The organism is Rhodoferax sp. TH121, assembly GCF_002251855.1.
Lineage (GTDB): Bacteria > Pseudomonadota > Gammaproteobacteria > Burkholderiales > Burkholderiaceae_C > Allorhodoferax.
On the sequence record NZ_NOXW01000019.1, the window covers coordinates 190,650 to 203,576 of the forward strand.

Genomic DNA, 12,927 nt, shown 5'->3' on the forward strand with positions numbered 1-12,927 from the left:
GAGCGTGGTACGTATTTCTTACACGCAGGCCTAGGCGAGCAGTGCCTGCGCAAACTCGCGGGCATTGAAGGTTTCCAGCTCGTCGAGTTTTTCGCCGACACCGATGAAGTACACGGGAATTGGCCGTTCGCGCGCAATGGCGGCCAGCACGCCGCCCTTGGCGGTGCCGTCCAGCTTGGTGACGATGAGACCGGTAAGGCCCAGCGCGTCGTCAAAGGCCTTGACTTGGGCCACAGCGTTTTGCCCGGTGTTCCCGTCAATGACCAAAAGCACTTCGTGCGGGGCCGTGCTCTCGGCCTTGCCAATCACACGTTTGATTTTCTTCAGCTCTTCCATCAGGTGCAACTGCGTGGGCAGGCGGCCTGCGGTGTCAATGAGTACTACGTCCTTGCCGCGTGCCTTGCCGGCGGTCACCGAGTCGTAACTCACGGCTGCGGGGTCGCCGCCTTCCTGGCTGACGATCTCCACCGTATTGCGGTCGGCCCAGACGGTGAGCTGCTCACGCGCTGCGGCGCGGAAGGTATCGGCCGCCGCCAGCAGCACGCTGGCATTGCTGTCGGCCAGGTGTTTGGTGAGCTTGCCAATGCTGGTGGTCTTGCCCGCGCCGTTGACGCCCGCCACCATGATGACGGTGGGCGTGTGCTGGCCAATCACCAGCGGCTTTTGCAGGGGGTGCAGCAGTTCGGTTAGTTCGGCGATCAGGATGTTCTTGAGCGCGGTGGGGTGGGTGACGCCACTGGCTTTGACCTTTTTGCGCAGGGCGCTGGTCAGGTGTTCGGTAGCGGCCACGCCGGCATCGGCCATGAGCAAAGCGCCTTCCAGGTCTTCGTACAGCGCCTCGTCAATCTGGCTGCCACCAAACACGCCCGAGATGCTGCTGGCAGTCTTGCCCAAGCCGGCCTTGAGTTTGTCCAGCCATTTTTGCCGCTCGGGCGGGGTGGCGCTGGGCTCGGGGATGGCGATGGGCGCCACCAGCGCGCTACCAATCAGGGAGCTGGTCGGCAGAGGGGCTGCAGGCGGGGGAAGCGGCACTTCTGCTACGGTGGGCGCTGCGGCTGGCGCCTGGACCGCAGGGGCGCTGGGCACCTCGGTCGTGGCGGGTGCAGGGGCGGAGGAGAACTTTTTCTTGAAAAAACTGAACATGTGGGGCGTTCTTAGAATCACAGCATTCTATGAAACACCCATTCCACAGGCTGGGGCGGCGCGTGGCTGCCTGCAGTTTGCCCTTGGCGCTCGCGCTTCTCGCCCTCACGCTCATCCACCGCGCCCACGCTGCTACGCCCGCTGAGGCCCAGCAGTTCACGCTGAAAAACGGCATGGCGCTTATCGTCAAACCTGACCGGCGCGCCCCCACGGCGGTGCACATGCTGTGGGTGCGCGTGGGTTCCATGGACGAGGTGGATGGCACTAGTGGTGTGGCCCACGTGCTGGAGCACATGATGTTCAAGGGCACGCCTACCGTAAAGGCTGGGGATTTTTCGCGCCAGGTGGCGGCGCTGGGCGGGCGTGAAAATGCCTTCACCAGCAAGGACTACACGGGCTACTACCAGCAGATCCCGTCGGCGAAGCTGGAAGACGTAATGCGCCTGGAGGCGGACCGTTTTGCCAACAATCAGTGGAGCGACGCGGTGTTTGCCAAGGAGCTGGAGGTGGTGAAGGAAGAGCGCCGCATGCGCACCGATGACAACCCCCACGCTCGTCTGCACGAGGCCATGTCGGCCCAGATCTACCTGGCCCACCCTTACCGCCGCCCCATTGTGGGTTGGATGAGTGACTTGGACGCGCTGACTGCGCAAGACGCGCGCGACTTCTACCAGCGCTGGTACACCCCAGCCAATGCGGCCGTGGTGGTGGCCGGTGATGTGGACGTGGACCAGGTGCGCGCCTTGGCCGAACGTTACTACGGCAGCCTGTCCACCCGCGCCGTGCCAAGCCGCAAGCCGCGCGAGGAGCCCGCGCAAGAGGGGCTGCGCCGCATGGACTTCAAAGCCCCGGCCGAACAGGCCTATGTGGCGCTGGCCTTCAAGGCGCCGGGCCTAACCCCCGCCGCCCTCGCCGAAGCTGGGCCTGCGGCCGATGACAGCCTGGCCCTGACGGTCCTGTCCGCTGTGCTCAGCGGCTTTGACGGTGCACGCCTGCCGCGCACGCTCACGCTGGACGCCAACCCTGTGGCTGACAACGTCGGGGCGTACTACAGCCTCACTGCTCGCGGCCCGCAGCTCTTCACACTCTACGGCGTGCCCGCTGCCGGTAAAACTGCTGCCGACGTGGAACAAGCCCTGCGCGCCCAGGTCGCGCGGGTGGCAAAAGACGGGGTGACCCCGGCCGAGCTGAACCGGGTGAAAAACCAATGGGTGGCGGGCGAGGTGTACCGGCAAGACAGCGTATTCAACCAGGCCCGTGCTCTAGGGGTGGGCTGGATCAACGGCTACCCCTTGGGCAGTGACCAGCGCCTGCTGGAGCGCCTGCGCACTGTCACTGCCGCCCAGGTGCAGGCCGTGGCGGCCAAGTACTTTGGCGACGATGCCCTCACCGTGGCCACGCTCTTGCCCCAGCCCGTGGACAAGACCCGCAAACCCCGCCAGTCGCTGGCCGGTGCACGCCACTAAGCTGACGTATCGCCATGATTACTATTAAATTCATAGCTGTTCGCGCAGTTATCACGGGGGTTGCAGCCCTTTTTTGCACTAGTTTTGCATGGGCGGGCATTCCTATCCAGCACTGGACGCAGCCCAGCGGGGTGCGTGTCTACCTGGTGGAGAGCCCGGCGATTCCCATGGTGGACCTGCAAATTGACTTGGACGCCGGAGGGCGCCGCGACCCGGCCGACAAGCCGGGGCTGGCCAACCTGATGGCCTCCAGCACGTCCAACGGCGTACGGGCCACGGCCACCGAACCTGCGCTGGACGAGCACCAGCTCAGCGAGGCTTGGGCCGACCTGGGAGCCTCGTTTGGGGGCGGTGCAAGCGCTGACCGCATGAGCTTTGCCCTGCGCAGCCTGACCTACCCGGACCTGCTGGACAAGGCCGTGGTGCTGGCTGCGCGCCAGCTGGGCGAGCCATCCTTCCCTGAAGCCCCTTGGTTGCGCGATCGGCCCAAGCTGATGGCCAGCCTCAAGGAGGCCAACACCCGCCCGGCCACGCTGGCAGCACGCGCTCTCAGCCGTGCGGTGTATGGCAGCCACCCCTACGGTTGGGAAATGACGGAAGAAAGTCTGCTGCGCACCAGCGTGCAAGACCTGCGCACACTGCACGCCACGGCGTTGCGGGCCTGCGACGCCCGTGTGAGCATCGTGGGGGCGCTGACCCGTGCCCAAGCCGATGCGCTAGTCACGCGCCTGCTGGCCCGCCTGCCCAAGACCGCGTGCACAGCGCAGCCGGTGGTGCCTGAGGTGCAGCCACTGACGGCCGCCTCGGAGCAGCGCATCCCCTTCGCATCGGCCCAGGCCCAGGTGTTGTTGGGTCAGCCTGGCTACAAGCGCAACGACCCTGACTTCTTCGCCTTGCTGGTGGGCAACCACATCCTGGGCGGCGGCGGTTTCACCGCACGCCTGACCGAAGAGGTGCGCGAGAAGCGTGGCCTGACCTACAGCGTCTACAGCAGCTTTTCGCCCGGCTTGCATGCGGGCGCCTTCACTATCGGCCTGCAGACCCGGCCGGACCAGGCCGACCAGGCGCTGGGCCTGGTGCGCGAAGTGCTGGCCAAGTTTGTGGACCAGGGCCCGACCGAGAAAGAACTGCAGGCGGCCAAAGACAACCTGGTGGGGGGCTTTGCGCTGCGCCTGGACAGCAACAAGAAACTGCTGGACAACGTGGCCAACATCGCCTGGAATGGTCTGCCGCTCGATTATTTGGACCGCTGGACCCAGCGCGTGGAGGCGGTCCGTGTGACCGATGTGCGCACCGCCTTTGCCCGCGTGCTCCAGCCGCAGAGCATTGCCACGGTGGTGCTTGGCGCGCCCTGAGCGCGCAGCGTTCAACAGGCGCTTAGCGCAGCGCCATCAGGCCCGAGGCCTTGCAGTCGTACATGCCTTCGTCGGCGGTTTGCAGCAGGCCCTCCAGGTCCGCACCGTGGCGCGGGAACAGGCCAAAGCCCACGCTTGCGCCCACGGTCACGTTGCTACCGTTGGGCAGGGTAATGTCTTCCGCAATGGTGGCAATCAGTTTGCGGCCAATGTGGACCAGTTCGTCGGGGTCGTCAAACGACTCGATCAGCAGCACAAATTCGTCCCCACCAATGCGGGCCACGGTGTCGGATGCGCGTACAGCTGCCACCAGGCGCTGGGCCACGGTGCGCAGCACGATGTCGCCTGCAGCGTGGCCGTAGTGGTCGTTGATCACCTTGAAGCCATTAAGGTCCACCATCAGCAATGCAAATTCCACGCGCTTGCGTTTGGATCGCTCCAGCGTCAGCTGAAAGCGGTCAGCCAGCAGCAAGCGGTTGGCCAGGCCGGTTAGGCCATCGGTGAAGGCTTGGTTCTTAAGCTGCTGGGTCGTCCGTTCCATGGCGGCTAGCTCGCGTTGCAGCACGGTTTGTTGGTCCAGCGCCATGCGCAGCCGCAGGCCCAAACGAACCAGTGCCCAAGCCACAGGAAGCCAAGCCAGGTAGGGCGATACGGCCAGGCTGAGTGCTGCCAGCAGCAAAGCCAAAGCCTCGAATCGGAAGAGGGCAAACAGGGACGTCATGGGTCGTCCATTGTGCGGGGTGAACCTAGGGTTAGTACTAGGCAATTTGTTACCAAACATGACCGCGCACTTGGCGGAAGCCCTTGCGGTAAGCTGCTCGCATGAAAGCCAAAGCTACCTCTCCGAATACCGCCAAACGCCCCCCCCGGCCCCGCGCCGCCCAGACCCACGAGATCCGCATCATTGGCGGGCTGTGGAAGCGCACCAAACTCAAGGTGGCCGACAAGGCCGGCCTGCGCCCCACGCCCGACCGTGTGCGCGAAACCGTCTTCAACTGGCTGGGCCAGGACCTGAGTGGCCTGCGCTGCCTGGACGCCTTTGCCGGCACCGGCGCGCTGGGCTTTGAAGCGGCCTCCCGCGGTGCCCAAGAAGTGCAGTTGGTGGAGCAGGACGGTGCGCTGGTGGAGCAGCTCAAAAAGACCCAGGCGCAGCTGCAGGCCAGCCCGGTGCATGTGGTGCGCGGCGACGGCGTGTCCGCCATCCGCCAGGCTGCGCCCGGCAGCCTGGACGTGATCTTCATCGATCCGCCGTTTGATGCGCCCTTGTTTGAGCCCGCGCTGGGCGCCTGTGTGCGTGCGCTGGCGCCTGAGGGCTGGGTCTATCTGGAATCGCCTACCGCGTACACCGACGAATTGCTGAGCGCCGTGGGGCTGAGCGTGCACCGGCACCTCAAAGCCGGCGCGGTGCACGCCCACCTGCTCAAGCGCAGCGCCGCATAATTCTGCCTATCCGTCTGGAGCGCCCATGCCCAATTCTGTGATTGCCGTGTTCCCTGGCACCTTCGACCCCATCACCCTGGGCCACCAGGACCTGATCCGCCGCTCGGCGCGGCTGTTTGGCACCGTCATCGTGGCGGTAGCGATGGCCCACCACAAGAAAACCATGTTCACGCTGGAAGAGCGTCTGGCCATGGTGCGCGATGTGTTTGCGCCGTTGGACAACGTGCAGGTGGAAAGCTTTACCGGCTTGGTGCGTGACTTTGCGGTAAGCCATGGCGCCAAGGCCATGGTGCGCGGCGTGCGCTCCGTGACCGACTTTGACTATGAGGCCCAGCTCGCGGGCATGAACAAGGCGCTGGCGCCCGAGGTCGAAACCGTCATTCTTACGCCGGACTCGCGTTATCAGTTCATCTCGAGTACGCTGGTACGGGAGATCGCCACGCTCAAGGGAGACGTTGCCCCGTTCGTGGCCCCCGTGGTCCATGCCCGCTTGATGGAGAAGTTAGCCAACTGACGCCGTAAGGAGGTCGCCATGAAAGTTCTGTTGCCAGTGGATGGTTCGGAGTTGTCGATGGAGGCCGTTCGCCTGGCGCTGCGCATGCGCCGGGAGGGCATGCACCTGTCTGCGGTGCTGGCCAATGTGCAGGAGCCCGCCAGCCTCTACGAGATGCTGGTGGCCCATGATCCCGATGTGATTGACCACGTGAGTGCCGAAGCGGGCCTGCACGCATTGCAGCCCGCACGCGACATGCTCGATGCCGCGGGGGTGGACTACGAGTGCGAGGTGGCCAAGGGGGATCCGGCGCATACGCTGATCGACATTTCGGAACGCTTTGCTTGCGACATGGTGATCATGGGCGCACGTGGCGCCAGCGCCTTGCGCAGCGCCATGCTGGGCTCGGTGTCCAACGAGGTGCTGCACGCCAGCACGGTGCCGGTGGTGATCGTCAAACCCGTGGATGCAGAAGGGGTTTGAACCCCCTGCGGCGATAATTTGGCCATGGAGCGTGAACTGCCGTGGCACTGTTAATTACCGACGAATGCATCAACTGTGATGTGTGTGAGCCCGAGTGCCCGAACGAGGCGATTTACATGGGCGAGCAGATTTATGAGATTGACCCTCACAAATGCACGGAGTGCGTGGGCCATTTCGATGAGCCGCAGTGTGTGCAGGTCTGCCCCGTGTCCTGCATTCCGGTGAACCCGGCGTTTGTGGAAGACCGCGAGACGCTTCTGCAGAAATACCGCCGTTTACAGGCCCAGGGTGGGTCCGTGACTTCTGCTCCTCCGGCGGCCTGAGCGCCACACGCACTTACCCAGCCCAGGCCGCATGTGCGGCCTTATTGTTTTACGGGCGGCGGTGGTTTGGCGGTGAAGTACTCAGGCTCTTTGCTGTTCTTCTTGCTCTTGGGCTTGCTGTCGGATGGCTCTTTCTTATGCTGGGCCTTGGCCCATGCTTGGTCAGTCGCCCGGGCTTGGGCCTCATCCTTCAGCCGTTCTTTCTCTAGTGATTCTGCTTGCCGCGCCTGGCTTTTGCTGTTTTGCGTGGCTGCAGATTTTTGTGCCTTGGTCCGGGCGTCTTCTGCTTCAATCGTGACGCCGTCCGGGCAGGGGATTTGGCTATAGTTGCTGCCACATTTATAGACTTTTTGGGCTATAGCCCCCGTGGATACTGCGCAAGCAGCTATCAAAAATAGAGCGAACTTCGCAAGGGGTGGCATGGTGTTACTCCACAAGAGGGGGGGACGGTACGGGAGCCGGGCTATCGACAGGTGGGCGAGGCGGCTTGGGGCGCGGTGGCTTGCTGGTGTGGATCAGCATGGTGGCTTTGTCCATCTCGCCAGCCAGCAAATGGGGCAGAGCCTTGAGGGAGCGGTCAATACATTGGTCGATGGCGATACGGTGGTCCAGCGATGGCTTTTTCAGCACCCAGTTCACCACTTCCGATTTCACACCGGGATGACCCACGCCCAGGCGCAGGCGCCAGTAGTCCCCTGTACCCAGCTGCGCATGGATGTCGCGCAGACCGTTGTGGCCTGCGTGGCTACCGCCAAATTTGAGCTTGACTTCGCCGGGCACCACATCCAGTTCGTCGTGCGCCACCAATATTTCGCTGGGCTGGATTTTGAAGAAACGCGCCAGTGCGCCAACGGACTTGCCCGAGATGTTCATGAAGGTCTGGGGCTCCAGCAACCACACCGTATTGCCTTGCACCGTCGTGCGGGCCATGAGGCCGTGGTAACCGCGGTCCATGGCCAAATTCACCTTGAGTTCGCGCGCCAGCGCATCGACCCACCAGAAGCCTGCATTGTGGCGGGTGGCGTCGTACTCGGGGCCGGGGTTGCCCAAGCCTACAAACAGTTTGATCATTGGGAAAATTATCGCGTACAAAAAGTTGCTGCCCAAAATGACAAGGGCCCACCGAAGTGGGCCCTTGTGCAGTGCGCGAGCGCTGGGAAGAATTACTTCTTGCCCTTGCCCTTGCCCTTGGCATCCGCAGCAGGTGCAGCAGCCACAGGAGCGATCACTTCTTCCACCGGAGCGACCACGGCCACGATCACGGGGTTAGCCTTGCCGTGGGTGACTGCAGTAACGCCTTTGGGCAGAGACAGGTCAGCCACGTGCAGGGACTTGCCCTTGACCAAGCCGGACAGGTCCACATTGATGAACTCAGGCAGGTCTGCAGGCAGGCATGCCACTTCCAGCTCCGTCACCACGTGGTTGATCAAGCAAGCATCCACCTTGGCGGCGGGAGAGTTCTCTTCGCCGCTGAAGTGCAAAGGCACTTTCATGCTCAGGCGGGTGTTGGCTTCCACACGCTGGAAGTCGATGTGCAGCACCAATTGCTTGAAGGGGTGCATTTGCACATTGCGCAGCAGAACCTTGCTTTCCTTGCCGTTCAGTTCCATGTCCAAGATGGAGGCGTGGAAGGCTTCCTTCTTCAGGGCGTGCCACAAAGCATTGTGGTCCAGCTCAATCAGTGCGGGTTCGGAAGAACCACCGTAAACGATGCCGGGGGTACGACCAGTAACGCGGAGACGGCGGCTCGCACCCGTGCCCTGCTTAGCGCGCTCAAAAGCGACAAATTTCATAACTCACTCCAGTAAGAGTCCACCGCGACCAGTGTGACTCCGGTTTTAAAAGACACCAGCCAACCCTGTGGGTCAGTGGCGTCGGCTTTTTGTCCCGATCCGACTTAAGCGTCCTGATCCGAGAACAAACTCATGACCGACTCTCCGCGGGCGATGCGCTGGATGGTGTCTCCAATCAGCGGCGCCACAGAGAGTTGGCGAATCTTGGTGCACTGCGCGGCGGCAGCGCTCAATGGGATGGTGTTGGTCACCACAATTTCGTCCAGCGCATCGCCGCTGGATATACGTTCGATGGCGGGGCCAGAGAAGATGGGGTGGGTGCAATACGCGTACACCTTCTTGGCGCCACGGGCTTTTAGCACTTCGGCGGCTTTCACCAGTGTGCCGGCGGTGTCGATCATGTCGTCCATGATCACGCAGTTGCGGCCCTCGATCTCGCCGATCACGTGCATCACTTCCGACACGTTGGCTTTGGGACGACGCTTGTCGATGATGGCCAGATCGCAGTTCAGTTGCTTGGCCAGCGCACGGGCACGCACCACACCACCGACGTCGGGCGAAACCACGATCAGGTCTTCGTAGTTCTTCTGGCGCAGGTCGCCCAGCAGCACGGGGGATGCGTAAATGTTATCCACCGGAATGTCAAAAAAACCCTGGATCTGGTCGGCGTGCAAGTCCATGGTCAGGACGCGGGCCACACCCACTGTTTGCAGCATGTTGGCCACCACCTTGGCGGTAATAGGCACACGGCTGGAACGGGGACGGCGATCTTGGCGCGCATAGCCAAAGTAGGGGATCACGGCGCTGATGCGTTCGGCCGATGCACGCTTGAGCGCATCCACCATGATCAGCAGCTCCATCAGGTTTTCGTTGGTAGGCGCACAAGTGCTCTGCACCACAAACACATCACGTGCACGCACATTCTGGTTGATCTCTACCGTGACTTCACCATCCGAAAAGCGGCCTACGGTGGCGGAACCCAGGGAAATGCCCAGGTGCTTGGCTATGTCGGCGGCCATGCCAGGATTGGCATTGCCAGTGAAAACCATGAAATCAGGGGGAGTGAAGGCCTGCATGTGGGATCCAGCGAAGAGATTGGGTTTATGTCGTCACTATGCGCATGCCGAAGCGGGATGTGTCCCGAACAGCAATTTGGCAGGGGAAGAAGGATTCGAACCTTCGCATGCTGGAATCAAAATCCAGTGCCTTAACCAACTTGGCGACTCCCCTACACAGGTTGACAGCGAACGCTGCCCACCGCTAAACCTAAATTTTGCCGTCGCTGTCTGCCCAACCCGACAGGGGATGAACATCCAGACTGCTGCACAACCTTACCTGAAGCGTTTCAGGTGCGTCGCCCACATCAATGTCGTGCAGCTTTTGCGCAAACACCGCACTTCCAGAGCCCGTCATCCTCCCACTTAAACCCTTGTCACCAAGCCATCTCAAGGCTTGATTCACACCGGGGCACAGCTTCTGGGCAACGGCTTGCAAGTCGTTTCGGCCAAAACTCAAATTGTTTTGCGTTTTTCCGAAGGCGTCTGCAGCGAAGCCTGTGATTGTAGCAGGCTCTGAGTCGCGTTTCAACTCTGGATCAGAAAAAATCATTTTTGTGTCTAAACCGGCGTCGGGTTTGACCACTACCCAAGGGAGTTTCGGCAGCGTGAGTGGGCTGATTTTTTCACCGATGCCTTCGACCCAAGCGTGGCCACCACTCAGGAAGAAAGGCACGTCGGCACCCAGCGCCAAGCCGATCTCAGAGAGTTGTTGCACCGAAAGCTTGAGATTCCACAAGCGATTCAGCGCCAGCAAGGTGGAGGCTGCATCCGACGAGCCGCCGCCCATGCCTGCCTGCGCCGGAATGGATTTCAAGACACCGATGTGCGCCCCCTGTGTGCAGCCGGTCGCGCGCTGCAGTGCGCGCGCTGCCCGCACGATAAGGTCATCGGCTGGCAGGGAGATGCTCAGGTCCTCGCGGCTGATTTGGCCATCGTTGCGCAGCGCAAAGTGCAGGGTGTCGCACCAGTCAATCAGCATGAAGACTGACTGCAGCAGGTGGTAACCATCGGCACGCCGTCCGACGATGTGCAGAAACAGGTTGAGTTTGGCGGGAGCTGGAATGTCGTAGAGCGACTGCATGGCCCGAATTATCGGTGCAGCATGCCGCCCACTCAGCGCTCCAGAATGATTCTGAGCTCTACCGCCGGCGCGTTGTCCGCCGCGCGGCGCGCCAGCAATCGCCCCTCGGGCAGTTGGCTGAGGTCAGCCTCCCAGCCCGGTGCGGCAGTAGCCATGCCATGTAGCCAGTCGAACAAGGCAGCCACCGGCAGCTCGGTACCGGTGGCTTGCTGGGCCAGGGCCGAGAGGGAATCAAAGTTGCGTAGCTCGCCCCCGTTGCGCAGCTGGGCCAGGCCGGGTGCCCATTGCATCTGGGCTACGGTGGTTCCCAAGGGGGAGAACAGGGCGAGGGTTCCTGCTTCACCCTGGCCATCGAGTTCGAAGTCTGCAGTGAAGACCTGCGGTGGCGTGCTCAGAACCTTGATGGCAATACGCCCATGCCAATGATTGTGAGGGTCAAATTGGCCTGCGTTCCTCGTGGTTGTTGCGCAGCCAGCTATCAAAATTATAGTAAGCAATGCCCACAGGCGTATGGCTGCCAAGCCCCGGCGCGGCATCACAACGCGCCACGCAGGCGGCGCACGGTTTCCTGCAGGGTGTCGTTGTCCTTGTTTTCATCCAGAGCCTTGCGCCAGAGGGCGGTGGCTTGGTCGCGCAGCCCCATGGTCCACAGCACTTCACCGAGGTGTGCTGCTATTTCGGCGTCCTGGCGGTTGGCGTAGGCCTGCTCCAGTAGGCGCTTGGCTTCTGCGAGGTTGCCGCTGCGGAATTCGACCCAGGCTAGGCTGTCAATGATGAATGGGTCATTGGGCGCGAACTCCAGCGCCTTGGTGATGAGTTGGCGCGCCTCAGGCAGCCGCAGGTTGCGATCGGCCAGCGAGTAGCCCAAGGCGTTGTAGGCGTGGTGGTAGTCCGGTTGCTCGGCAATCACCCGGCGCAACAGCTGTTCCATCTCGGGCAGCTTGTTCAGTTTTTCAGCGAGCATGGCCAAGTCGTACGCCATGCCGACGTCTTTGGGAAAACGCTGCACGCCGGTTTGCAGCAGTGCATAGGCTTGCGCAAATTGTTTGAATTCGCGCAGCAGCTGGACCTCGCTGTTCAGTTTGGCGCGGGCGTCGTCGGGCTGGGTCTCGGGCGTCGCGCGGATCAACGCACGGGCTTCGTCCAGCTTGCCCTGGCGGGCCAGCAATGTCGCGCGCCGGGTTTGTACACGCAGTGCGTCTTGCGGGCTGTTGATGCGGGCCAGGTAGGCGTTGGCTTCGTCGGGGCGCTGGGTCTGCTCGGCGATTTGGGCCAACAGCAGCAGGGCTTGCACCATGCCACGCCCGGTTGCCGTGCCGTCAGATGCCGACTCCTGCGGCGCACTGAGCTGCATGTACTGTTTGAGGGAGGCTTCTGCATCCGCCAACTTCTTGTCCTGCTCCTCCAGCGAACCTTTCACCAACCAGCCGTCGGCAAACGTGGGTGCCTGCAGGGTCAGCGTCTGCATTTGCGCCAAGGCTTCGGCGTACCGGGCGTTGTCTATCAGTTTGCGTCCATAGGCCATACGTAGCTCTGGCATGGGCGTTCCGCTCAGGTATTTGCGCAGCAGCGGCTCGGCTTCTGCCACTTTGGCTTCCATCAGGTTCAATGCCAGGATGGCGATTTCGTCCGACTGGCTGTCCAGCGCGCCGCCGCGTTGGGCGGCGTCCATGGCACCGGTGGGGTTGGAGGCGCTCAGGCGCAACATGCCTACGGCGGCCCAAGCCGCAGGGCCCGTGGTTTTGTTGCCTAGGTCGGTGACCAAGGCTTGCTCCACCTGCTGTGCGGCCAGAGTTTTATCCGTCACACGGGCAAAGTAACGCGGCAGCAGGCTGATGGCCGCAATCCGCTCTTTGCCCGTGCTGCCGGCCAGCTCGCGTTTGAGTGGCTCCAGTGTGTCGCTGACCCGGTTCACGCCAATCAGGATTTGCAACACATAGCGGTTGGCTTCTTTAGACGTTGGTATCGCGCGCTGCCAGGCACGCGCGGCGTCCAGCGCCGCGTCTGCACTGCGTGCACGCAATGCCAGTTCAACAGCACGTTCAAACAGCTTTTCCGAATTGGTTTTGCGTGCCGCGTCCAGCATCAGGGCGTAGGCATTGCCAGCATCACCGTTGTTGGCACTCAACTCGCCAAGTAACAATTGGTAAAAGAGTTCGCGATTGAGTTCGGAGTTTTGGACCGGTTCCGCGTCTGCAGCCCAGGCCATGGGACTCAGCCCCAAACTGGCGACCAGAATACTGAGGGAAACAAGGCGCTTGGATCGGTTCATCAGACCATAATAATCCAACC

At 62.1% G+C, this 12,927-nt stretch carries 15 protein-coding genes and 1 tRNA gene; 6 read left to right on the plus strand and 10 right to left on the minus strand.

From position 1 onward, the window contains the following. Window positions 1-30 precede the first annotated feature (30 nt). Entirely contained in the window at window positions 31-1,143 is a 1,113-nt protein-coding gene (ftsY, locus tag CHU94_RS05110) for a signal recognition particle-docking protein FtsY (protein WP_094477437.1), read from the minus strand. Between the two features lie 29 nt (window positions 1,144-1,172). Here ftsY and CHU94_RS05115 point away from each other — a divergent pair, with 29 nt between their 5' ends. Together CHU94_RS05115 and CHU94_RS05120 are read left to right on the plus strand one after the other, a co-directional pair. Beyond that, window positions 1,173-2,609 carry a pitrilysin family protein gene (locus CHU94_RS05115; RefSeq protein ID WP_094477439.1) on the plus strand — a complete coding sequence of 479 codons (1,437 nt, stop codon included), beginning with the start codon at window positions 1,173-1,175 and terminating at the stop codon, window positions 2,607-2,609. 14 nt (window positions 2,610-2,623) lie between these two features. Continuing rightward, window positions 2,624-3,964, plus strand: coding sequence for a pitrilysin family protein (locus tag CHU94_RS05120; RefSeq protein ID WP_094477441.1), 1,341 nt, complete (start codon window positions 2,624-2,626; stop codon window positions 3,962-3,964). Between the two features lie 22 nt (window positions 3,965-3,986). Here the strand turns inward: CHU94_RS05120 and CHU94_RS05125 are convergent, their stop codons facing one another. Then, window positions 3,987-4,685: a GGDEF domain-containing protein gene (locus tag CHU94_RS05125; RefSeq protein WP_176451930.1), complete on the minus strand. Its 699-nt coding sequence runs from the start codon at window positions 4,683-4,685 to the stop codon at window positions 3,987-3,989. Between the two features lie 101 nt (window positions 4,686-4,786). On the opposite strand from CHU94_RS05125, the gene rsmD reads away from it, so the two are divergent. Genes rsmD through CHU94_RS05145 form a run of 4 tightly spaced genes read left to right on the plus strand, consistent with a single transcriptional unit; the run spans window position 4,787 to window position 6,703 of the window. After that, window positions 4,787-5,404 carry a 16S rRNA (guanine(966)-N(2))-methyltransferase RsmD gene (gene rsmD / locus CHU94_RS05130; RefSeq protein WP_094477445.1) on the plus strand — a complete coding sequence of 206 codons (618 nt, stop codon included), beginning with the start codon at window positions 4,787-4,789 and terminating at the stop codon, window positions 5,402-5,404. A 25-nt stretch (window positions 5,405-5,429) separates the two neighbouring features. Next, on the plus strand, window positions 5,430-5,918 hold the full coding sequence (coaD, locus tag CHU94_RS05135; protein ID WP_094477447.1) for a pantetheine-phosphate adenylyltransferase: 489 nt from the start codon (window positions 5,430-5,432) through the stop codon (window positions 5,916-5,918). Window positions 5,919-5,936: 18 nt separating this feature from the next. Further along, window positions 5,937-6,380, plus strand: a complete 444-nt coding sequence (locus CHU94_RS05140; protein ID WP_094477449.1) for a universal stress protein — start codon at window positions 5,937-5,939, stop codon at window positions 6,378-6,380. A 41-nt stretch (window positions 6,381-6,421) separates the two neighbouring features. Then, on the plus strand, window positions 6,422-6,703 hold the full coding sequence (locus tag CHU94_RS05145; protein WP_094477451.1) for a YfhL family 4Fe-4S dicluster ferredoxin: 282 nt from the start codon (window positions 6,422-6,424) through the stop codon (window positions 6,701-6,703). A 41-nt stretch (window positions 6,704-6,744) separates the two neighbouring features. Here the strand turns inward: CHU94_RS05145 and CHU94_RS05150 are convergent, their stop codons facing one another. The 8 genes from CHU94_RS05150 to CHU94_RS05185 all read right to left on the minus strand — a co-directional run bounded on the left by CHU94_RS05150 (window position 6,745) and on the right by CHU94_RS05185 (window position 12,907). Continuing rightward, complete coding sequence (locus CHU94_RS05150; protein ID WP_141211388.1) at window positions 6,745-7,140, minus strand: hypothetical protein; 396 nt, start codon at window positions 7,138-7,140, stop codon at window positions 6,745-6,747. Continuing rightward, entirely contained in the window at window positions 7,130-7,774 is a 645-nt protein-coding gene (pth, locus tag CHU94_RS05155; protein WP_094477455.1) for an aminoacyl-tRNA hydrolase, read from the minus strand. Before pth ends, CHU94_RS05150 begins: the two co-directional genes overlap by 11 nt. Window positions 7,775-7,866: 92 nt before the next feature. Further along, window positions 7,867-8,496, minus strand: a complete 630-nt coding sequence (locus CHU94_RS05160) for a 50S ribosomal protein L25/general stress protein Ctc (protein WP_094477457.1) — start codon at window positions 8,494-8,496, stop codon at window positions 7,867-7,869. A gap of 104 nt (window positions 8,497-8,600) precedes the next feature. Continuing rightward, on the minus strand, window positions 8,601-9,572 hold the full coding sequence (locus CHU94_RS05165) for a ribose-phosphate pyrophosphokinase (protein ID WP_094477459.1): 972 nt from the start codon (window positions 9,570-9,572) through the stop codon (window positions 8,601-8,603). A 77-nt stretch (window positions 9,573-9,649) separates the two neighbouring features. After that, a tRNA-Gln gene (locus CHU94_RS05170) sits at window positions 9,650-9,726 on the minus strand. A 36-nt stretch (window positions 9,727-9,762) separates the two neighbouring features. Further along, window positions 9,763-10,635 carry a 4-(cytidine 5'-diphospho)-2-C-methyl-D-erythritol kinase gene (gene ispE, locus CHU94_RS05175; protein WP_094477461.1) on the minus strand — a complete coding sequence of 291 codons (873 nt, stop codon included), beginning with the start codon at window positions 10,633-10,635 and terminating at the stop codon, window positions 9,763-9,765. A gap of 32 nt (window positions 10,636-10,667) precedes the next feature. Continuing rightward, window positions 10,668-11,171: a lipoprotein insertase outer membrane protein LolB gene (locus tag CHU94_RS05180; RefSeq protein WP_094477463.1), complete on the minus strand. Its 504-nt coding sequence runs from the start codon at window positions 11,169-11,171 to the stop codon at window positions 10,668-10,670. Beyond that, window positions 11,171-12,907 carry a tetratricopeptide repeat protein gene (locus CHU94_RS05185; protein WP_255033854.1) on the minus strand — a complete coding sequence of 579 codons (1,737 nt, stop codon included), beginning with the start codon at window positions 12,905-12,907 and terminating at the stop codon, window positions 11,171-11,173. Before CHU94_RS05185 ends, CHU94_RS05180 begins: the two co-directional genes overlap by 1 nt. Window positions 12,908-12,927 lie beyond the last annotated feature (20 nt).

Bases quoted from the DNA above. Each gene is read 5' to 3' on its own strand.
- ftsY (WP_094477437.1), bottom strand. From the start codon at position 1,143: ATGTTCAGTTTTTTCAAGAAAAAGTTCTCCTCCGCCCCTGCACCCGCC.
- CHU94_RS05115 (WP_094477439.1), top strand. From the start codon at position 1,173: ATGAAACACCCATTCCACAGGCTGGGGCGGCGCGTGGCTGCCTGCAGT.
- CHU94_RS05120 (WP_094477441.1), top strand. From the start codon at position 2,624: ATGATTACTATTAAATTCATAGCTGTTCGCGCAGTTATCACGGGGGTT.
- CHU94_RS05125 (WP_176451930.1), bottom strand. From the start codon at position 4,685: ATGACGTCCCTGTTTGCCCTCTTCCGATTCGAGGCTTTGGCTTTGCTG.
- rsmD (WP_094477445.1), top strand. From the start codon at position 4,787: ATGAAAGCCAAAGCTACCTCTCCGAATACCGCCAAACGCCCCCCCCGG.
- coaD (WP_094477447.1), top strand. From the start codon at position 5,430: ATGCCCAATTCTGTGATTGCCGTGTTCCCTGGCACCTTCGACCCCATC.
- CHU94_RS05140 (WP_094477449.1), top strand. From the start codon at position 5,937: ATGAAAGTTCTGTTGCCAGTGGATGGTTCGGAGTTGTCGATGGAGGCC.
- pth (WP_094477455.1), bottom strand. From the start codon at position 7,774: ATGATCAAACTGTTTGTAGGCTTGGGCAACCCCGGCCCCGAGTACGAC.
- CHU94_RS05160 (WP_094477457.1), bottom strand. From the start codon at position 8,496: ATGAAATTTGTCGCTTTTGAGCGCGCTAAGCAGGGCACGGGTGCGAGC.
- CHU94_RS05165 (WP_094477459.1), bottom strand. From the start codon at position 9,572: ATGCAGGCCTTCACTCCCCCTGATTTCATGGTTTTCACTGGCAATGCC.
- ispE (WP_094477461.1), bottom strand. From the start codon at position 10,635: ATGCAGTCGCTCTACGACATTCCAGCTCCCGCCAAACTCAACCTGTTT.
- CHU94_RS05180 (WP_094477463.1), bottom strand. From the start codon at position 11,171: ATGCCGCGCCGGGGCTTGGCAGCCATACGCCTGTGGGCATTGCTTACT.
- CHU94_RS05185 (WP_255033854.1), bottom strand. From the start codon at position 12,907: ATGAACCGATCCAAGCGCCTTGTTTCCCTCAGTATTCTGGTCGCCAGT.